The sequence below is a fragment of the Streptomyces sp. NPDC001750 genome (assembly GCF_042892615.1).
Taxonomy (GTDB): Bacteria; Actinomycetota; Actinomycetes; order Streptomycetales; family Streptomycetaceae; genus Streptomyces.
In genome coordinates, this window is record NZ_JBIAUE010000009.1 from 204,195 (window position 1) to 222,085 (window position 17,891).

General features: G+C 70.3%; 16 protein-coding genes and 1 pseudogene. 7 read left to right on the forward strand and 10 right to left on the reverse strand.

Annotated elements, in window-relative coordinates:
* Positions 1-17 precede the first annotated feature (17 nt).
* Positions 18-383, forward strand: coding sequence for an SsgA family sporulation/cell division regulator (locus tag ACFYY6_RS16965; protein WP_351518930.1), 366 nt, complete (start codon positions 18-20; stop codon positions 381-383).
* Positions 384-613: 230 nt separating this feature from the next.
* Here ACFYY6_RS16965 and ACFYY6_RS16970 read toward each other — a convergent pair whose 3' ends face one another.
* Both ACFYY6_RS16970 and ACFYY6_RS16975 read right to left on the reverse strand, forming a co-directional pair.
* Positions 614-2,848: an MMPL family transporter gene (locus ACFYY6_RS16970; protein ID WP_351518929.1), complete on the reverse strand. Its 2,235-nt coding sequence runs from the start codon at positions 2,846-2,848 to the stop codon at positions 614-616.
* A 227-nt stretch (positions 2,849-3,075) separates the two neighbouring features.
* Positions 3,076-3,648 (reverse strand): TetR/AcrR family transcriptional regulator, encoded by a 573-nt coding sequence (locus ACFYY6_RS16975; protein WP_351518928.1) that lies wholly within the window; start codon positions 3,646-3,648, stop codon positions 3,076-3,078.
* Between the two features lie 289 nt (positions 3,649-3,937).
* On the opposite strand from ACFYY6_RS16975, the gene ACFYY6_RS16980 reads away from it, so the two are divergent.
* The 3 genes from ACFYY6_RS16980 to ACFYY6_RS16990 all read left to right on the forward strand — a co-directional run bounded on the left by ACFYY6_RS16980 (position 3,938) and on the right by ACFYY6_RS16990 (position 9,579).
* A complete protein-coding gene (locus ACFYY6_RS16980) occupies positions 3,938-7,246 on the forward strand; it encodes a S41 family peptidase (protein WP_351624076.1) in 3,309 nt (1,102 codons plus the stop codon).
* Between the two features lie 146 nt (positions 7,247-7,392).
* On the forward strand, positions 7,393-8,583 hold the full coding sequence (locus tag ACFYY6_RS16985; protein WP_351518924.1) for an FAD-dependent oxidoreductase: 1,191 nt from the start codon (positions 7,393-7,395) through the stop codon (positions 8,581-8,583).
* 54 nt (positions 8,584-8,637) lie between these two features.
* Positions 8,638-9,579 carry an RNA polymerase sigma-70 factor gene (locus tag ACFYY6_RS16990; protein ID WP_389193768.1) on the forward strand — a complete coding sequence of 314 codons (942 nt, stop codon included), beginning with the start codon at positions 8,638-8,640 and terminating at the stop codon, positions 9,577-9,579.
* Positions 9,580-9,706: 127 nt separating this feature from the next.
* Here ACFYY6_RS16990 and ACFYY6_RS16995 read toward each other — a convergent pair whose 3' ends face one another.
* The 5 genes from ACFYY6_RS16995 to ACFYY6_RS17015 all read right to left on the reverse strand — a co-directional run bounded on the left by ACFYY6_RS16995 (position 9,707) and on the right by ACFYY6_RS17015 (position 13,530).
* Positions 9,707-10,180: an ATP-binding protein gene (locus ACFYY6_RS16995; RefSeq protein ID WP_351518922.1), complete on the reverse strand. Its 474-nt coding sequence runs from the start codon at positions 10,178-10,180 to the stop codon at positions 9,707-9,709.
* Positions 10,177-10,413, reverse strand: coding sequence for a hypothetical protein (locus ACFYY6_RS17000; protein WP_386606812.1), 237 nt, complete (start codon positions 10,411-10,413; stop codon positions 10,177-10,179). Before ACFYY6_RS17000 ends, ACFYY6_RS16995 begins: the two co-directional genes overlap by 4 nt.
* A 246-nt stretch (positions 10,414-10,659) precedes the next feature.
* Positions 10,660-11,199 carry an adenylate kinase gene (locus tag ACFYY6_RS17005; RefSeq protein ID WP_351518921.1) on the reverse strand — a complete coding sequence of 180 codons (540 nt, stop codon included), beginning with the start codon at positions 11,197-11,199 and terminating at the stop codon, positions 10,660-10,662.
* A 419-nt stretch (positions 11,200-11,618) separates the two neighbouring features.
* Positions 11,619-12,374 carry a DUF1963 domain-containing protein gene (locus ACFYY6_RS17010; RefSeq protein ID WP_351518920.1) on the reverse strand — a complete coding sequence of 252 codons (756 nt, stop codon included), beginning with the start codon at positions 12,372-12,374 and terminating at the stop codon, positions 11,619-11,621.
* Between the two features lie 13 nt (positions 12,375-12,387).
* Positions 12,388-13,530 carry a hypothetical protein gene (locus tag ACFYY6_RS17015; protein WP_351518919.1) on the reverse strand — a complete coding sequence of 381 codons (1,143 nt, stop codon included), beginning with the start codon at positions 13,528-13,530 and terminating at the stop codon, positions 12,388-12,390.
* A 241-nt stretch (positions 13,531-13,771) separates the two neighbouring features.
* Between ACFYY6_RS17015 and ACFYY6_RS17020 the strand changes: the two genes are divergently transcribed.
* Both ACFYY6_RS17020 and ACFYY6_RS17025 read left to right on the forward strand, forming a co-directional pair.
* Positions 13,772-14,650, forward strand: a complete 879-nt coding sequence (locus tag ACFYY6_RS17020) for a Scr1 family TA system antitoxin-like transcriptional regulator (RefSeq protein ID WP_388650384.1) — start codon at positions 13,772-13,774, stop codon at positions 14,648-14,650.
* Positions 14,607-14,948, forward strand: coding sequence for a DUF397 domain-containing protein (locus tag ACFYY6_RS17025; RefSeq protein WP_388650386.1), 342 nt, complete (start codon positions 14,607-14,609; stop codon positions 14,946-14,948). The genes ACFYY6_RS17020 and ACFYY6_RS17025 overlap by 44 nt, the downstream gene beginning before the upstream one ends.
* A gap of 48 nt (positions 14,949-14,996) precedes the next feature.
* On the opposite strand, the gene hemC is transcribed toward ACFYY6_RS17025, so the two are convergent.
* Genes hemC through ACFYY6_RS17040 form a run of 3 tightly spaced genes read right to left on the reverse strand, consistent with a single transcriptional unit; the run spans position 14,997 to position 17,576 of the window.
* Positions 14,997-15,929, reverse strand: coding sequence for a hydroxymethylbilane synthase (gene hemC / locus ACFYY6_RS17030; protein ID WP_351518914.1), 933 nt, complete (start codon positions 15,927-15,929; stop codon positions 14,997-14,999).
* A 17-nt stretch (positions 15,930-15,946) separates the two neighbouring features.
* Positions 15,947-16,525, reverse strand: coding sequence for a class I SAM-dependent methyltransferase (locus ACFYY6_RS17035; protein ID WP_351518913.1), 579 nt, complete (start codon positions 16,523-16,525; stop codon positions 15,947-15,949).
* Positions 16,518-17,576 carry a hypothetical protein gene (locus ACFYY6_RS17040; protein WP_351518911.1) on the reverse strand — a complete coding sequence of 353 codons (1,059 nt, stop codon included), beginning with the start codon at positions 17,574-17,576 and terminating at the stop codon, positions 16,518-16,520. Before ACFYY6_RS17040 ends, ACFYY6_RS17035 begins: the two co-directional genes overlap by 8 nt.
* Positions 17,577-17,752: 176 nt before the next feature.
* On the opposite strand from ACFYY6_RS17040, the pseudogene ACFYY6_RS17045 reads away from it, so the two are divergent.
* Positions 17,753-17,842: pseudogene (locus ACFYY6_RS17045) on the forward strand (DUF397 domain-containing protein); the annotation flags it as partial.
* Positions 17,843-17,891 lie beyond the last annotated feature (49 nt).

Sequence of the window (17,891 nt, forward strand, 5' to 3'; positions counted from 1 at the left end):
CACACGAGGAGTCCGCCATGCCCCCCGTGATCCATGAACAGGCCGAAGCCTGGCTCGTCAACGACACCCCCGATCTGCCGGCGGTGCCGGTGGATCTGCTGTACGACGCCGACACCGACCCCCGTAACGTCCACCTCGCCTTCCCGGGCGGCATCGACTGGTCGCTCGACCGCGAGCTGCTGGGGCGCGGCCTCAGCGGCCCCGCCGAGCGTGGCGGCGTCCGGGTGTGGCCGTGCGGACGGACGCAGCTGGTCGTGGAACGCCACACGGAGGAGGGCGTGGAGGTGGTGCAGTTCGACAACGCGCCGCTGATCCGTTTCCTGCACCGCACGGAGGACGAGAACGTCGACGACGAGGGCGTCGGCTCCCACGTCCACACCTGAGCGACCGTGCCTGGCGCACCCTGTGCGTACCTCCGGTACACGGCCGACGGCCGCACGCCACGCACGGCGAAGCCCCCCTCGCACGGGGGGCTTCGTCGTACGCGTCGGCACCCCGTCCCGACGGGTGACCGGCGCATCCGGGACCGCGCGCCGCTCAGGCCCGGTCCCGGGGCTCGACGGACCGGTTCGCGGGGCCCGGCCCACCGGCCCGCCCCGCGCCCGGTTCCGGCTCAGACCCGGCTCAGCTCGCGCTCCCCCTCCGCGCCTCCGCCGTGGCCGGAACCGTCCTGCGGGTCCGTGGAGTCGCCGAGCTGCTTGCGCAGCCCCTCGCCCTCGACGTCCACGTTCGGCAGCAGCCGGTCCAGCCAGCGCGGCAGCGACCAGGCACGGTCGCCGAGCAGCGCCAGGACCGCGGGCACGATCGCCATCCGGACCACGAACGCGTCGAAGAAGACGGCGATGGCGAGCGAGAAGCCGATCATCTTCACCATCTGCTCGGTGGAACCGATGAAGCCGGCGAAGACCGCCATCATGATCACGGCGGCGGCCGTGACGACCCGGGCTCCGTGGCGGAATCCGGTGACGATCGCCTGGCCGGGCTTCTCGCCGTGGACGTACGCCTCACGCATCCGCGTGACGAGGAAGACCTCGTAGTCCATCGCGAGACCGAAGACCACACCCACCATGAAGATCGGCATCATGGACATGATCGGGCCGGTCTGTTCCACGCCGAAGAGCGAGCCGAGCCAGCCCCACTGGAAGACCGCGACGACCGCGCCCAGGGCGGCGACCACCGAGAGCAGGAAGCCGAGGGCTGCCTTCAGCGGCACCAGCACCGACCGGAAGACCAGCATCAGCAGCAGAAAGGCCAGGCCGACCACGAGCGCCAGGTAGGGCAGCAGCGCGTCGTTCATCTTCTGCGAGAAGTCGATGTTCATCGCCGTGGCCCCGGTGACCAGGACCTTCGCACCGGTGTCGGACTTGATGTCCGCGCCCGCGTCCCGGATCGCGTGGACCACGTCCTCGGTCTCGGTGGAGCTCGGGCGGTCCTTCGGGATGACGGTGATCATCGCGGTGTCGCCGGCCTTGTTGAACTGGGCCGGGGTGACCGCGGCGACGCCCCGGATGCCGGAGATCTCGTCGGTGACCTGCTTGACCGCGGTCTTGCCGTCGGAGCTGTCCGCGGTGTCGACGACGACCAGCAGCGGCCCGTTGAAGCCGGGGCCGAAACCGTCCGAGAGCAGGTCGTAGGCGCGCCGCTGGGTGCTGCTGGTGGGCTGGGAGCCCTCGTCGGGCAGGCCCATCTCCAGAGACGTGGCCGGTACGGCGACGACGCCGAGGCCGATGACCCCGGCCAGCAGCACCCACACCGGCTTGCGCAGCACGAACCGGGCCCAGCGGGTCCCCATGTTCGGCTTGGCCTCGACCGGCTCGGACGCGGCCTTGCGCGCCTTGCGCCCCATGACCCGCTTGCCCGCGAAGCCCAGCATCGCCGGCACCAGGGTGAGCGCCACGAGGACCGCGATCACGACCGTGCCGGCCGCGGCGAAGCCCATCTTCGTCAGGATCGGGATGTTCACGACCGCGAGGCCGACCAGCGCGATGACCACGGTGAGACCCGCGAAGACCACCGCGGAACCGGCCGTTCCGACGGCCCTCCCGGCCGCCTCCTCGCGCTCCCGGCCCTCGGCCAGCTCGGCGCGGTAGCGGGAGACGATGAACAACGCGTAGTCGATGCCGACCGCGAGGCCGATCATCATCGCGAGGATGGAGGTGGTGGAGTCGAGCCCGAGCGGATTCGCCAGCGCCGTGATCGTCGAGACGCCGATGCCGACCCCGATCAGGGCGGTGAGCAGCGGCAGCCCGGCGGCGACCAGCGACCCGAAGGTGATGACCAGCACCACGGCGGCGACCGTGACACCGATGACCTCCGTGGCACCGGTCTCCGGGATCACCAGGAGCGCGTCACCGCCGATCTCCACCGTCAGCCCGCCCTTCTGCGCCGCGTGGCCCGCGTCCTTCAGGGCGTCCCGGGTCTCGTCGGTCAGCTCCATCGCGCTGACCTTGTAGGACACCGCGACGTAGGCCGTGGAACCGTCCTTGCTGACGGCGCCGACGGTGTACGGGTCGGCGACCGAGGCGACCTGGTCCGATCCGGACTTCAGGCTGCCGACGGCCTTGGTCACCTGGGCCTTGTTCTCCGGGTCGGTCATCTTCTGGCCCTCGGGGGCCTTGAAGACGACCCGGGCGGTCGCGCCGTCGGCGCTGACTCCGGGGAAGCGCTGTTCCAGCAGGTCGAAGGCGCGCTGGGCCTCCGTTCCGGGGATGGAGAAGGAGCTGGAGGCGGCGGTGGACGCGGAGGCCGCGCCGAACCCGGCGAGTGCGAGCAGCGCCACCCAGATCAGGGCGACGAACCGGCGGCGCCGGAAGGCGAACCGTCCGAGTTTGTAGAGGAATGTGGCCACGAGGGCGTACTCCCGGTCAGGTCGTATGGGTGGAAATCGGCATGGGGGACCAGCCCGACGACGAGAGCGGCGTGTCAGGTGGGGCTCGGTGCTATGGGGAGAAGTGAGGGGCGCGCTCGTACGGGGGGACGCGACCGTACGAATACTCGGACGAAGCGGGCGGAGCGAGGGAGTGCGGGAGAGGCGGGGGTGGTGGATGGATCGGACGGACAGGACGGACGGGACGGTCAGACTCCGAGGGCCGGAAGGATCACGGAGTCGAGGTAGTCGATGATGTACGCGCGGTCGACGGCACGGTCCTCGACCAGCCACCGGGTCGTGTAGGCGCCGATCAGCATGTGCGGGACGTACTTCAGCGCCGGGTGGTCCGCGCGCACCTCGCCCCGGTCCACGGCTCTGCGCAGCATCGCTTCCAGGCCGGTCATCTCCGGATCGATCAGCAGCTCGCGCATGGCCTGGAGCAGGTCGGGATTGCCGTGGGCGGCATGGGCCAGACCCCGCATCAACGCGGAGTCCTTCTCCATCCGACAGGTGTCGACGGGGTCCAGCGCGGCATGGAAGTCCCCGCGCAGCGACCCGGTGTCGGCCTTGGCGAGGGCCACCGGCTTGTCGTGCCGCAGGGCCCTGACGACCAGCTGGGGCTTGCTCCCCCACTGGCGGTAGAGGGTGGCCTTGCTGGACCGGGTACGGGCGGCGACGGCATCCATGGTCAGGGCGTCGTAACCGACCTCGCGGAGCAGGTCGAGCACGGCGGCGTACAACTCGCCCTCACGCTCGGGCGTGAGCCGGGTGCGTGCCACGGTACGACCTCCTGCTTTTCCCATTGCCCCGCGGTTCGAGCGGCAGCCAATCGAACGAAACTGTTTCGTACACATACGCTAGCGCGCCCGCCGAGCGAAACCACACCGTTTCGCTTGTGTTCCGCACCACAGACCGCACCACGGCCGCCGCGCCCCGGCCGCCGAACCGTAGCCACCGCACCACAAGGCCGCACGGCAGCCACCGCGCCACGGCCACCGCACCACAGCCGCCCGCCATCCCCCGGGACCACGAGTTGCCGGGCCTCTTCCGCGCGGAAAGCATGGAGAGGTGAGTGACGACGTCGCGTATCTCCGTTTCCCGCACCTCCACGACGATCTGATCTGCTTCGCGGCCGAGGACGACCTCTGGGTCGCCCCCCTCGCCCCGGAGGGACAGCGCCCCGAACGGGCCTGGCGGCTGACCGTCGACCGCACCCGGATCGGCCATCCGCGGTTCTCGCCCGGCGGGACCCGCATCGCGTACACCACGTGGCGCAGCCTCGACCCCGAGATCCATCTCGTGCCGGTCGAGGGCGGCCCGGCCCGCCGGCTCACCTACTGGGGCTCGACGGACGCCCAGGTCTGCGGCTGGACCCCCGATCCGGACGACACCGCGCAGATCCTCGCCGTCTCCTCGCACAACCAGCCCCTGTCGCACCTCTCCTGGGCCTACACCCTCCCCACCGACGGCAGCCCTGGCGGCAAACTGCCCTGGGGCCCGGTCTCCGCCATCACGGTCGCCGACGTCGACGGCGAGCGCCGCACCCTGCTCCTGACCGGCACGCCGCCGCACGAGCCGGCCTCCTGGAAGCGGTACCGGGGCGGCGCCACCGGACGGCTCTGGCTGCACGGCAAGCGGCTGCTCCCGGACATCGGCGGCCACCTCGACTCGCCCATGATCGTCGCCGGGCGGATCGCGTTCCTCTCCGACCACGAGGGCGTCGGCAACCTGTACTCCTGCCGCCCCGACGGCAGCGACCTGCGCCGCCACACCGACCACGACGCCTTCTACGCCCGGCACGCCTCCAGTGACGGCCGACGGGTCGTATACCAGTGCGCGGGCGAAGTATGGCTGGTCGACGACCTGGCGTCGCCGGACGCCGTCCCCCGCAAGCTGGAGGTGCGCCTCGGCGGGCCGCGCGCCGGACGCCGTACGCACCAGGTCTCGGCCGCCAGCAACATCTCCTCGCTGTCCGTGGACGAGACGGGCCGGGCCAGCGCCGTCGCCGTACGCGGCAGCCTGTACTGGCTCACCCACCGCGACGGCCCGGCCCGCACCATCGCCGACACCCCGGGCGTCCGGGTCCGGCTGCCCGAGATGCTCGGCAGCGGCGGCCAGGTCGCCTATGTCACGGACGCGGACGGCGCGGACGCGATCGAGATCGCCTACCTGCCGCGTGCCAGCGGCGACCGTCCGCCGCGACGGCTGGCGTCCGGGCGGATCGGCCGGGTCCACGAACTGATCGCCGACCCGGACGGCGAACGCCTGGCGATCGCCACGCACGACGGACGCCTGCTGCTCCTGGACACCGACGAGGAGACGGCCACCGGCGAACCGGCCGAGCTGATCCGCTCCGTCAACGGCCCGGTCCGCGACATGGCGTTCTCCCCGGACGGCGCCTGGCTGACCTGGTCGCACCCCGGCATCGGGCGGTCGCTGCGGCAGATCAAACTGGCCCGCATCCTCGGCACCGGCGCCCCGGTGATCGTCGACGTCACCAACGGCCGCTTCGAGGACGAGAACCCGGTCTTCACGGGCGACGGCCGCTATCTCGCGTTCCTCTCCTGGCGCGGCTTCGACCCGGTCTACGACGTGCACACCGGCGACCTGTCGTTCCCGCTGGGCTGCCGCCCGTACCTGGTCCCGCTCTCCTCCGCCACCCCCTCCCCCTTCGCCCTCTCCCCCGAGGGCCGCCCGGCGGCGGGCGGGCTCGACCCGGTCGACGACGTCCAGGCGACCGCTCCCGCCACGGGCGAGGAACTGGCGGGACCGTCGACGGTCAGCGTGGAGTTCGAGGGGCTGGAGAACCGGGTGACGCCGTTCCCGGTGTCCGCGTCGAAGTACTCGGGGCTGCGCCCGGTGAGCGGCGGCGGGCTGGTCTGGCTGCGCTGGCCGATCTCGGGCGCGCTCGGCGAGACGTTCGCCAACCCGGCGGACGTGTCCGGCCGTCCCACGCTGGAGCACTTCAACATCTCCCGGGCCCACAAGACCGAACTCGTCGGCCATCTCGACTGGTTCGCGGTCAGCGGCGACGCCACCCGGCTGGTCGTCATGGACGAGGGCGAGCTGCGCGCCGTGCCCGCCACCGAGATCGCCGACAGCGACACCACCGTCTACCTCGACCTGCGCCGCATCCTGCACGATGTCGACCCGGCGGCGGAGTGGCGGCAGGCGTACGCGGAGGCCGGGCGCATCATCCGCGCGTACTTCTGGGACCCGGGGATGTCCGGCATCGACTGGGACGGGGTCCTCGACCAGTACCGCCCGCTGGTCGAACGGGTCGCCTCCCCCGAAGAGTTCGCGGATCTGCTGCGGGAGGTCCTGGGCGAACTCGGCACCTCGCACGCGTACGTGACACCGTCCCGCCGCAACGAGGGCCCGCCGCACTACCAGCGGGCCATCGGCCTGCTCGGCGCCAACCTGGTGTGCCGGGACGGCGACTGGACGATCCGGCGCATCCTGCCCGGCGACTCCTCCGACTCCAAGGCCCGTTCCCCACTGGCCGGTACGGGCATCCGGGCGGGCGCGGTCCTCACCCACGTCGACGGCCGCCCGGTCGACCCGGTGGCGGGCCCGTACCCGCTGCTGGCGGCGGCGGGCGGCACCACCGTCGAACTCACCTTCAGGCCGCCGGAGGCCGACGGGGGCCGCCCCCGCCGCGTCGCGGTGGTCCCGCTGGTCGACGAACGCCCCCTGCGCTACCAGGACTGGGTGGCCAAACGCCGTGAGGTCGTACGGGAGTTGAGCGGCGGCAAGTGCGGCTACCTGCACATCCCGGACATGGGCGGCTCCGGCTGGGCCCAGTTCAACCGGGACCTGCGCATGGAGATGTCCCGCCCGGCTCTGATCGTGGACGTACGGGGCAACGCGGGCGGCAACATCAGCGAGTTGGTGGTCGAGAAGCTGACCCGGACGATCCTCGGCTGGGACCTGACCCGTGACGCCCAGCCCGTCTCGTACGCCTCCAACGCCCCGCGCGGCCCGGTGGTGGCACTGGCCGACGAGGCGACGGCCTCCGACGGCGACATGATCACCGCCGCGTTCCGGCTGCTGAAGCTGGGCCCGGTGGTGGGCCAGCGGACGTGGGGCGGCGTGGTCGGCATGACCGGCCGCCACCGGCTGGGCGACGGCACGGTGATCACGGTGCCGATGAACGCGGCCTGGTTCGACACGTACGGCTGGTCGGTCGAGAACTACGGTGTCGAGCCGGACGTGGAGGCCCTGCGCACCCCGCTCGACTGGGCCGAGGGCCGGTACGCGGTGCTGGACGACGCGGTACGGGTGGCCCTGGACCTGCTGGCCGCCCACCCGGCGGCGACCCCGCCGACGTACGACACGGTCCCGGACCGGCGGCGCCCGCCGCTGCCCCCGCGCTGAGCCACCACCCCGCACGGTTCGTCCGGCAGCCCGCCCGCACGCACGCCGGAGTGATCTGCCTCACGTGCTGTCACAGCGACCCGTCACGCGGTGTCTTGATGCCGAAACCCGGCGGCAGCCCGGAACACGGCAACGGAGGAGACACCGTGAGCGAGAACACCGAGAACACCGACGTGGTCGTGATCGGCGGCGGGTACGCCGGCGTCGTCGCGGCCAACCGTCTGGCGGGCCGCGACGATGTGACCGTGACCCTGATCAACCCGCGCCCCGACTTCGTCGAGCGCATCCGCCTGCACCAGCTGGTGGCCGGGACCCATGACGCGGTCGTCGACTACGGGAAGGTCCTGGCGGAGAACATCCGGCTGGTGGTCGACAGCGCGGACCGGATCGACGCGGCAGGGCGCGGCGTGACGCTGTCCTCCGGCGGCACGGTCGGCTACGACTACCTGATCTACGCGGTCGGCAGCGGCAGCGCCGACCCCGGCGTGCCCGGCGCGGCGGAGTTCGCCCACCCGATCGCCGACCTGGAGGAGGCACGGCGGCTGCGGCCGGTCCTCGACGCCGCGCCCGCGACGGCCCCGGTGGCGGTGGTCGGGGCCGGCCCGACCGGTATCGAGACCGCCGCCGAACTGGCGGAGGTGGGCCGGGCCGTAACCCTGGTCTGCGGCGATGTGCTCGGTCCCTACCTGCACCCCCGGGGCCGCCGCTCCGTCGCCAGGACCCTCGCCGAACTCGGTGTGACCGTGGTCGAAGGCCCCGGCGCGAGGGTGACGGCCGTGACCCGCGACGCCGTGCGGCTCGACGACGGCCGTGAGCTCCCGAGCGGTGTGACCGTCTGGGCCACCGGATTCGGCGTGCCGGACCTGGCCGCCCGCAGCGGGCTGAGCACCGACGCCGTGGGCCGTCTGCTCACGGACCGGACGCTCACGAGCGTGGACGACGCGCGCATCGTCGCGGCCGGGGACGCGGCGGCGCCGAAGGACCTGCCGTTCCGGATGAGCTGCCAGGCCGCGGGCCAGCTCGGCATCCGCGCCGCCCGCACGGTGCTCAGCCGGATCGCGGGCGAGCGGCCCGCACCGCTCAAGGTGCGGTTCCTCGGCCAGTGCATCAGCCTGGGCCGTCGCGCGGGGATCTTCCAGTTCGCGTCCCTGGACGACACCGCGAACCGCTTCTACGTCGCGGGGCGTTCCGGTGCGAAGCTCAAGGAGTTCGTCTGCGTGTCCACCGTCAAGCAGCTGACGAACGAGGCTCGCAAGCACGGGGCGTCACGCGCCCGGACCGAGGGCGGGACAGCGACCACCACAGGGCGGTCGGCCACCGCCGAGCGGGCGGCCTGAGAGACGAGTGTCTCGGGAGAGACGGGACGAGAAGTGACCCGGGAGAGGCGAGACTTGAACGAGAACGACGACCACGCCACCGAGCCGCCGCACACCGCGGACCCGACCCGACCCACCGACCCGGCGACCGAGGCTTTCGTCGCCCACCGCAACCTGCTGTTCACCGTCGCCTACGAGATGCTCGGCTCGGCGGCCGACGCGGAGGACGTCCTCCAGGAGACCTGGCTGAGGTGGGTCGAGGTCGACCTGGGGCAGGTGCTCGACCAGCGCGCCTACCTGGTCCGGATCACCACCCTGCAGTCGCTCAACCGGCTGCGCGCGCTGACGCGCCGCAAGGAGGCGTACGTCGGCCCCTGGCTGCCCGAACCGGTGCTCACCGCACCCGACGTGGCCGAGGACGTCGAGCTCGCCGAGAGCCTGTCGATGGCGCTGATGCTCGTGCTCGAAACGCTGTCACCGACGGAACGCGCCGTGTTCGTGCTGCGCGAGGTCTTCGACGTCGGCTACGACGAGATCGCGACCGCCGTCGACAAGAGCCCCGCGGCCGTACGCCAGATCGCGCACCGCGCCCGCCGTCACGTCGATGCCCGCCGCCCCCGCACGACGGTCTCCGCGAGCCAGACCCGGGCGGCGCTGGAGTCGTTCCGGCGCGCGCTCGAAACCGGGGACCTCCAGGGACTCCTCGACGTGCTCGCCCCCGATGTCGTCCTCGTCAGCGACGGCGGCGGCGTCAAGCAGGCGGCACGACGGCCGATCACCGGCGCCGACAAGGTGGCCCGCTTCATCATCGGCGGCTCCGGCAGGGCCACGGGCACGGTCACCAATGACCCCACCCTGGTCAACGGCAACCCGGCGCTCGTCCTGCGCCTGGACGGCGAGATGGACGGCGTCCTGGCCCTCCGGGTCGAGAACGCCCGCATCACCGGCCTCTACTACGTCCGCAACCCGGAGAAGCTGACCCGCGTCGAATCGGAGACCTCGCTCACCCTGCGCTGAACGCCGTTGAACACCGTCCGGCGGTACGCCTCGGGCCCTCGCCGGTCCCACAGGTCCCACCGGTCCCGGGACCGAAGGGACCGGCGAGGCCCCGGGACGGGGCGTACGCACGACGTGCTGCCCGCCGTCACCCCGCCCCGGGCACGGCACCCGCCACGGTTCCGCCACCGGGGGCGACCGGTTCGTCCACCACCCGCCCCCACCCATCGGGCGCGGGCAGCTCGCACCACACCGTCTTGCCGCGCACGCCCTGCTCCACGCCCCACCGCGACGCGAGCGCCCCGACGAGCGCGAGCCCGCGCCCCGACTCGTCCTCCACGCCCGCGGCCCGGGGCGCGGGCCACACCCCCGGCTCCGGATCGCTCAGCTCAACGCGGACATGACCGCAGTCCGTACCGGTGACGCGGAGACCGACCGGCGTGCCCTCACCGAGGTGCACGATCACATTGGCCAGCAACTCGCTGACGCAGAGCAGCAGGTTGAGCGCGTCCACCTGACCGCACCAGTCGCGCAGTATCTGCCGCACCTGCGGTACGGCCTTCGGCACGGCGATCAGTTCCAGCGTGAACGGGTCGAACGGCTCGAACGTCTCGGCGGTCACGCGTCGGCCGCCGCACGCAGCACATCGGCCAGCCGACGCGCGGTCGCCGCGTTGCAGTTGCCGAGCGCCACGAGCTGCGGCTGTCCCGCGCCCCCGGCGAGGTTCAACGGATCGACGCCGAGGGACGGCAACGTGATGCCGTGCGCCGCGAGGGCCCCGCGCAGGGCGCGGACGTCCGCGTCGATGTCGTAACCGACCGCCATGTGCGGGGGCGTGTGGTGTGGGCTGTCCATGAGGAGCTGGTCGCCTTTCATTGCGCATTGTGACGAACCCCTCACACGCTGCCGCAATGGCCCCCGTCGTGAAAGGGATTCCGCTCCACAGCGCACAGCGCGAAGGTCATCTGTCGGCACCCTCTTCGCCCCGCCCCGTTCGCGTTCCGCAAGACCAGCGAACCGCTCGCCCCACTGACAGCTGGCCGGCGGGTGATCGACCGATGGGGCGGTCACATGCGGTTCCGACGAGGGCGATCGCATCCGTCAGGGCTCTGCCTCGGCCCGGCGCAGCACGGTCATCCATCGTTCGGCCTCCCGTGGACTGCGCAGCCTGACCACTTCGACCCCGAGGGCTGCGGTCTGGCCCACCTGCTGGACGTAACGAGGGCGGTTGTTCCGGTACTTGCGGACAGCGGTACGCAGCAGCGACCGGCGGCCGAAGAATGCCCTGCCCCAGGTCAACCGCCTGGCCTGCGCACTGTCCTCCCGCCCGGCGAGCTGACGCAGACTGCGGCGCACGATGCGGGAGACGATCAGGGGCAGCGGAAAATCGAGCCAGACGAGAACGTCGGCGCGATGCCAGACGACATCCGCGAGCTTCGAGAAGTTCCCCTCTACGATCCACGCGTCCCCACTCGTGATCTCCGCGGCCTGTCGGCGGAACTCCGCCAGCGGCAGTGCCCCGTCGGGGGTGAACAGGAGATCGTCCAGGTCTGTGTGACAGGAGCCGAGCTCGGACGCGAGCCTTCTGGCCAGGGTGGTCTTTCCAGTAGCGGGCGCGCCGAAGAGCGCGATCTTCTGCATGCGATGGGTTGCCTTTCCGTGTGGATGTAAAAGTTGGCGCCCCGACCACTCGTTGCAGCTGTTCCCCCTGATGTGGGCACACTCGCTCTGTTCAGCTCCGTCTTTCGCGGCAGCCTCGCCGGAACCGACGTCGCCGCCCCAGCCTCCGCGTCCGCCTCTGTCCCGCAGTACGACACACGGGGAGCAGTCGTCCCGGGACGGTGGTGGGGCCGGCCTGTGCCCAGGCCGACCCCACCATGACCTCCGCCCTTGAACGCGGCATGCGCCGCGACGACGACCTTGCTGGCAGCTATCGCAACTGGCTCCAGGCCGCTTGACGGCCGATAGGAGTACCATTCCGCGCCGCAAACGCACAGGGAGGTCCGTTCCCTGTCAGCACGCGCTTCAGGAACCGGCCTTGGGTCCGTTCCGGGGACGAGTCAGATGGGTTCGCAGTAGTGCCTGAGTTTCTCGTAACGGCGGGCCGCGATGTCCTCCCGTGTTCCCCCGAAGGCAAAGTTGAGCACGCTATCGAAAGGATCTGCGAAAACAGTGAGGAAATGGGTCAGACCGTCATCCTCCGGGGGGATCTGGAAGTAGAGCGAGTCGCCGCCAAGCCGAATGCGCCCGTGACTGGAATCACCAAACAGACGCTCCAGATCTTCAATGAACTCTTTCATTTTGTGCTCACCCGGCGGGTTATGTTCGGTGAACTCAAGCACGCCAGGGATGCTGCCCCAGTTTCCGTAGTCGAGGTGCCAAACGACCACGGGGTAGAGCGGCGTCCGCGCGTGGACCGGGTGGTCCTCGTCAACAATCTCCGGTTCCCGCTCGGTGGTCTCGGTACCGGCGGGGACGTACAGGAGGACGGGGGCGTCGTGATGGTCCAAGTTGCAGAACACCAGCAGGAGGCCGTCCTGCGGCAGATCGATGTCCAGGACGTCCCTGGGCAGTGCCGCACAGTCGATGGTGACGAGGTGCGGCTGGTCGTCGTCGGGCCACTCCATCCCCTCGGGCAGCCTGGGCAGGCCGCCCGCCATGGCCGCAGGCGGGATGCCTTCCCGCCACGACGACCCGTCGTATTCGCACAGGTTGATGGAGGGGCGCACATGTCGTAAAACCTCTTCGACCACAGCCTCGGGAATGCCCCGTTTGCGCCCGAGTTCATGGATTCTTGTCCGAAGGTTCGCTTCCATGGCCGGAAGTGTGTCAGGCACCACTGACACAGCAGTCCGCCGTCCGCACCGCCACCGCCCCCTCGCACATGGCAGCGCGTACCAGGGCGCGGCCCCTGGCAGTCGTTTCCGAGCGACGGGCGCTTTCGTCATCGGGACGGGAGTCGGGACCGGGGCCGGGACCGTCGGACGGGGCCGCACAGTCAGGGCAGCGGCCGGCGCGCGGAACGGGGTAGCCGCACTCCTCGCACTCTGCCCAGCGCGGCACGCCCGAACCAGGCCGTCCCGGCGTCGAACAATCGGGGCTCATGACTGCAGGGGACGGGGGCAGCTTCCGCGTCAGACGGTTGCGCAGGAGCGCCGAGGTGGAATGGATACGGGCGGGCAGCCCGCCCAACAGGGCCCCGGCCAGGTCACGGTGGTCGTACCCGCGCTCCAGCCAGGCGGAGACCAGCGGCGCCAGGCCGAGCGCCTCGACCGCACCGAGCCGCAGACGCGGTTCCGGACCGATCACCCGGAACAACATGGCAACCGCCACCCCATGCGCTTCGGCAATCGCCTCATCGACACGGCTTCGATCGGTCCCGGCACCGACCCCGAAATCCCCCGTAGCCGTACGCGCGGCGTCGCCAGCCGTACATACGTCGCTGACCATGGGCACCTCCGGCGGCTCGCCCATACCCGTGATGACGCCCCCGTCGCGGACACCGGCCGCGCCCGGTCGTCGCCTCGGACCGGGGAGGGAGGGTTCTTTCCCACGGTTCTTTACGGGGTTGGCGCCAGGCCCACCGGCGGTCGGTCCACCGGAACCCGGACGGTCGATACCCGGTACGACCTGGCACATCAGGCCCGACCCCGAACCCGAAGCCGATCCCGGGACGGACTGTTGCGGGGTGTCGTAGACATGGGACTCGCTGACGAACGTCCCGTCCTCGCGACGGACTTTGTGGACCCGGTAGTACCCGAAGGCGGTCAGCTCCCGCAGCGCCTTCGCCACCGCCAACCGCCCCTGCGGACTCGAATCGGCCATCCGACGACCGTCCTCGGACCAACCATCAGGACGGGAAAGAAGATCGGCAAGAAGGCCACGAGCGGTGTACGACAACCGCCGGTCCTGCAACAACGCGTTGGGCAGAACAGTGAAACCGCACGTATGGCGGCTACGATGAATCTGCATGAGGAGGTCTTTTCTCCTTGTGCCAGACCCCGGGACGTTGGCGCGCCGCCGGGGTCACCTTATTGAGTTTCAAGGTCACAGAACGTACCACGCCCGACACGTTCGGTCGCCCGAAGGAACGGGGCGCGAACCGTCAACCATCCGCAGCACATTGTGACGAACCCCTCACACGCTGCCGCGACGGCCTCTACCGTGAAGAGGTTTTCCGCTCCACTCGGCACGGCGCGAAAGGTGGTCAACCGTGGCTACGCGCAAGGAGATCGACGGCTCCGAAGGCGTCCCCCAGTTCTACGGAAGCGAACTCCGCTTCAAGCGGGAACAGGCGGGCCTCACCCTCGAAAAGCTGCTCGACGGCAGCTACTACGGCATCACGTACCTCAGCGAGATCGAACGCGGCTACCGCCGCATGCCCAGCGACCTCGCCCGACACGTGGACCAAGTACTGGCGACGGACGGCTTCTTCGAGCGGCGTTGCGAAGACGTACGCAAAGCACGGCGCAAGGGCCACGCGGAGTACTTCGAACGCGTACTGGACGCGGAGAAGCGTGCCGAGGTCATCGAGCAGTGGTCGCCTACCGTCTTCCCCGGCTTGCTTCAGACAGGGCCGTACGCGCGGGCCGTCGTCTGTGCCGAACGCCTGCCGGAGCTTCCGGAGGAGACCGAGACCAAGGTCAACGCGCGACTGGAGCGGGCACAACTCTTCGAAGCGAACCGCCGGACCCCGCAGTACTGGACCATCCTGAACGAGTCCCTGCTGCGCCAGCCGATCCTGTCTCCTGAGCTGATGGCCGAGCAACTCGACCACATCGCCACCCTCATCAAGCGCGGCCGGATCCTTGCCCAAATTCTTCCGTGGAACGCGGGCGCGCACGCCCTCATGCTGGGCAACGCCATGATTCTGGACTTCGCGGACGCACCGCCGCTGTTCTACACGGAGAGCCAGCACCACGGTCACACCGTCGACGATCCGGGCCTCGTGAAGCAGTATCGGAGGTCGTACGATCTGCTGAGGGCCGCCGCCTTGCCGCCGGAGGCGTCCCTCACCCTGATCGAGGAAGCGGCAGAGGACTACAGAAATGGTGTGCAGCCGACTCGACCTGACCGCCGCGACCTGGCGTAGGAGCAGCTACAGCAACTCCTCCGGAGGCGACTGCCTCGAAGTCGCCCAGGAGTTCGCGCACTGGCGCAAAAGCAGTCACAGCAACTCCTCCGGAGGTAACTGCCTCGAAGTCGCGGACGGGTTCGCCACCTGGCGCAAGAGCAGTCACAGCAACACCTCCGGAGGCAACTGCCTCGAAGTCGCGGACGGCCGCCCCGGCATCGTCCCCGTCCGCGACTCCAAGCGCCCCGAGGGCCCGGTGCTCGTCCTCCCCGCGTCCGCCTGGACCCCGTTCATCGATTCCGTCAAGACAGCTTGATCACAACGGCGTTGACAGGGTCGACCCGGCCGGGACAAGCGGGACGGGTCAGTGCGCGATGCTGTCGATCACGTCGCGAGCGCCCTGCCGGAGGAGGGCGACGGCGACGGACGTGCCGAGCGTGGCCGGGTCGAGACGGCCCGCCCACTCGTGGGCGTTGAGCACGGTCTTGCCGTCCGGAGAGAAGACACACGCTCTCAACGAGAGTTCTCCGCCGCGCTCGACCCGTGCGAACCCGGCGATCGGGCTGTTGCAGTGTCCCTGAAGGACGTGCAGAAGCATCCGCTCCGCCTGCGTCTCGCGGTAGGCGTCGTGGTCGCCCAGCGCGCTGACCGTGTCGATCAGCTCCGCATCGCCCTCGCGGCACTGGAGCGCGAGGACACCCGCGCCGATGGGCGGCATCATCAATTCGGTCGGAATGACCTCCGTGATGACGTCCGTGCGATCGATCCGCTTCAATCCTGCGACGGCGAGGAGCAGGGCGTCGGCTTCGCCGGCGGCCAGCTTCTCCATGCGACGGTTGGCGTTACCCCGCATCGGTACGCATTCCAGATGCGGATGGCAGGCGGAGAGCTGGGCAACCCGCCGTACCGAGGAAGTACCGATCCGGGTTCCGGCCGGGAGCTGGTCGAGCGTGAGTCCGCCGGGATGGATGAGGGCGTCGCGGATGTCGTCGCGCTTGAGGAAGGCGGCGAACGTCGTGCCGGCCGGAAGGGGGCGGTCGGCAGGAACGTCCTTGACGCAGTGGACGGCAAGGTCTGCCTCTCCGGCGAGCAGGGCGGCGTCGACTTCCTTGGTGAAGGCGCCTTTGCCCTCGACCTGGGAGAGGTCGCCCATCCACTTGTCACCGGTCGTCTTCACCGGGAGCACAGTGCTCTCGATGCCGGGGTGGAGCGCGGCCAGTTCAGCTCGTACACGCTCCACCTGGGCGAGGGCCATCGGCGAGTCGCGGGAGACGATGCGAATGAGGTCGACTGACATGAGGGCACGATAGACCCTCAGATACGGGCAGCCACCACCAGGCCGGAGGCCCAGTTCATCGGCGTGGCGCGCCAATTGAGGACATCGGGCAGTCGTTCGAGAAACTCGTCGACACGCGACTGGTGGCCCTCGGGCCAGGTGTTCTGCGGCAGCATGTCGTCGACGACGTACAGGGCGCCAGGCTTGAGCAGGGCGAGGAGGTCGGGCAGGCGCAGGTACTTGCCGGGCCTGCAATCGACGTAGGCGAAATCGAACTGTTCGCCCGGCACCTGCTCGCTGATCCAGGCGTCCGCGTCGGCGGTGACCCACCGAATACGCGGATCGTCGCCGAGGTGTCGGCGAGCGATGGCCTGGACGTCCTCGTCGGACTCGACCGTGGTGAGGCGGGCTGTGGCGTCCATACCAAACGCGAGCCACGCGGCACCGGCCCCAACTCCGGTGCCGAGTTCGACGAATCGGCCGCCAGGCTTGGACGCGGCAAGGGTCGCGAGGAGAGAACCGGTGCGGTGCTCACAGGACATGGCGAACCCGCCGCGGGCGGCATCGGCAAGGATCGCGTCGAGCCGTCGCGGACGTCGGCAAGGGGCGTCACGCACGGGTGGCCTCCAGATACCGGGCGGCGGTCTCGGCGGCGAAGGTCAGGATCTGGTCCGCGCCCGCGCGCTTGAGCATCGCCAGGTACTCGACCGTACCGACCGCTCCGACGGCCTGGAGTGCGCCCCACTCCCCCGAGGTGGAGTACGCGACGATCGGCACCCTCTGGTCGTCGCGGAGTCGGACGAGGACATCGACGGCCGTCATGACGGGTTGGAGGGTGAGGGAGTCCGCGCCTTCCCCGATCCAGCGACGAGCCTGAGTGATCGTGTCCCGATCGGCGCGGCCGGGCTCAAGCTGGAGGCCACGACGGTGCCCGGCGCGGGGGTCGGTGCCCATGAGGGTCTTGAACGGGCCGTACAAACCGGTGTGGATGGCAAGGTTTGGGTTCACGCCGACATCGCGGTGTCCGGCGTCGTCGAGGGCCTGACGGACGACATGGACGGAGCCGTCGAGCATCGCGGTCGGGGACACGACATCGGCACCGGTCTCGGCGTGCTGCACCGCCATGGCGGCCATGAGTCGGTAGGTAGCCTCAAGGTCGATCGCGCCCTCGTCGGTTCGCAGGACACACTCGCCGCTGCCAGTCCAGGAGCAGCCGCACACCTCGGTGGTGACGGCGATGTCCGAAGCAACGCTCTTCGCCGCGTCGATCGCGCGCACCATGCGGTTGCCGGGCGCGACGGCGCCGGAGGCCCGGTTGTCGCGATCATGGCCGTACGCGAAGACCTTGACGCCGTGGATGCCGAGCCTGGCCCAACGGGCAATGGTCGTCGGGATGTCAGCGACGGCAACGGCACCGGGCAGCGGCATGTGCTTGTGGGCGTCCTCGGGCAGCGCGTTGTCGGGAAGAGCGAGGAGGGGCGCGCTCAGGTCGGCGGCGGTCAGGGTCGGACCCGTGTAGAGAGCCCGGACGACGCTGCGGGCACGCGCAGGGTTGATGCCATCGGGAGTCGGCACTTCGCGTTCGCTCAGGAGAGTCATGCGGACAGTAGATACCGACACTCCGTCGGCAAACAGGAGCGTGAAGAAGCGCTTCAGGGCGCGCGCCACGGATGTAGGGCCCACGGCGGAGGTCCCGAACCGCTGGGGGACGCTGCTGCGGTCCCCCGGCTACTGGATCGCCGCACGCGAACTCTTCGCGCAGGCCCTGGAGACGGCCCGGGACATCGCCCTCTTTCGCTCGTTCGTTCTCAAGGTCGCGGACGGCCGCCCCGGCATCGTCCCCCGTCCGCGACTCCAAGCGCCCCGAAGGCCCCCTCCTCGTCCTCCCCGCGTCCGCCTGGGCCGCTTTCATCGAGTCCGTCAAAGCGGCCTGAACGAAGTCCAGTTGGCCGGGCGTCTGCGCAGCAAGGGGACGGGAGCCCC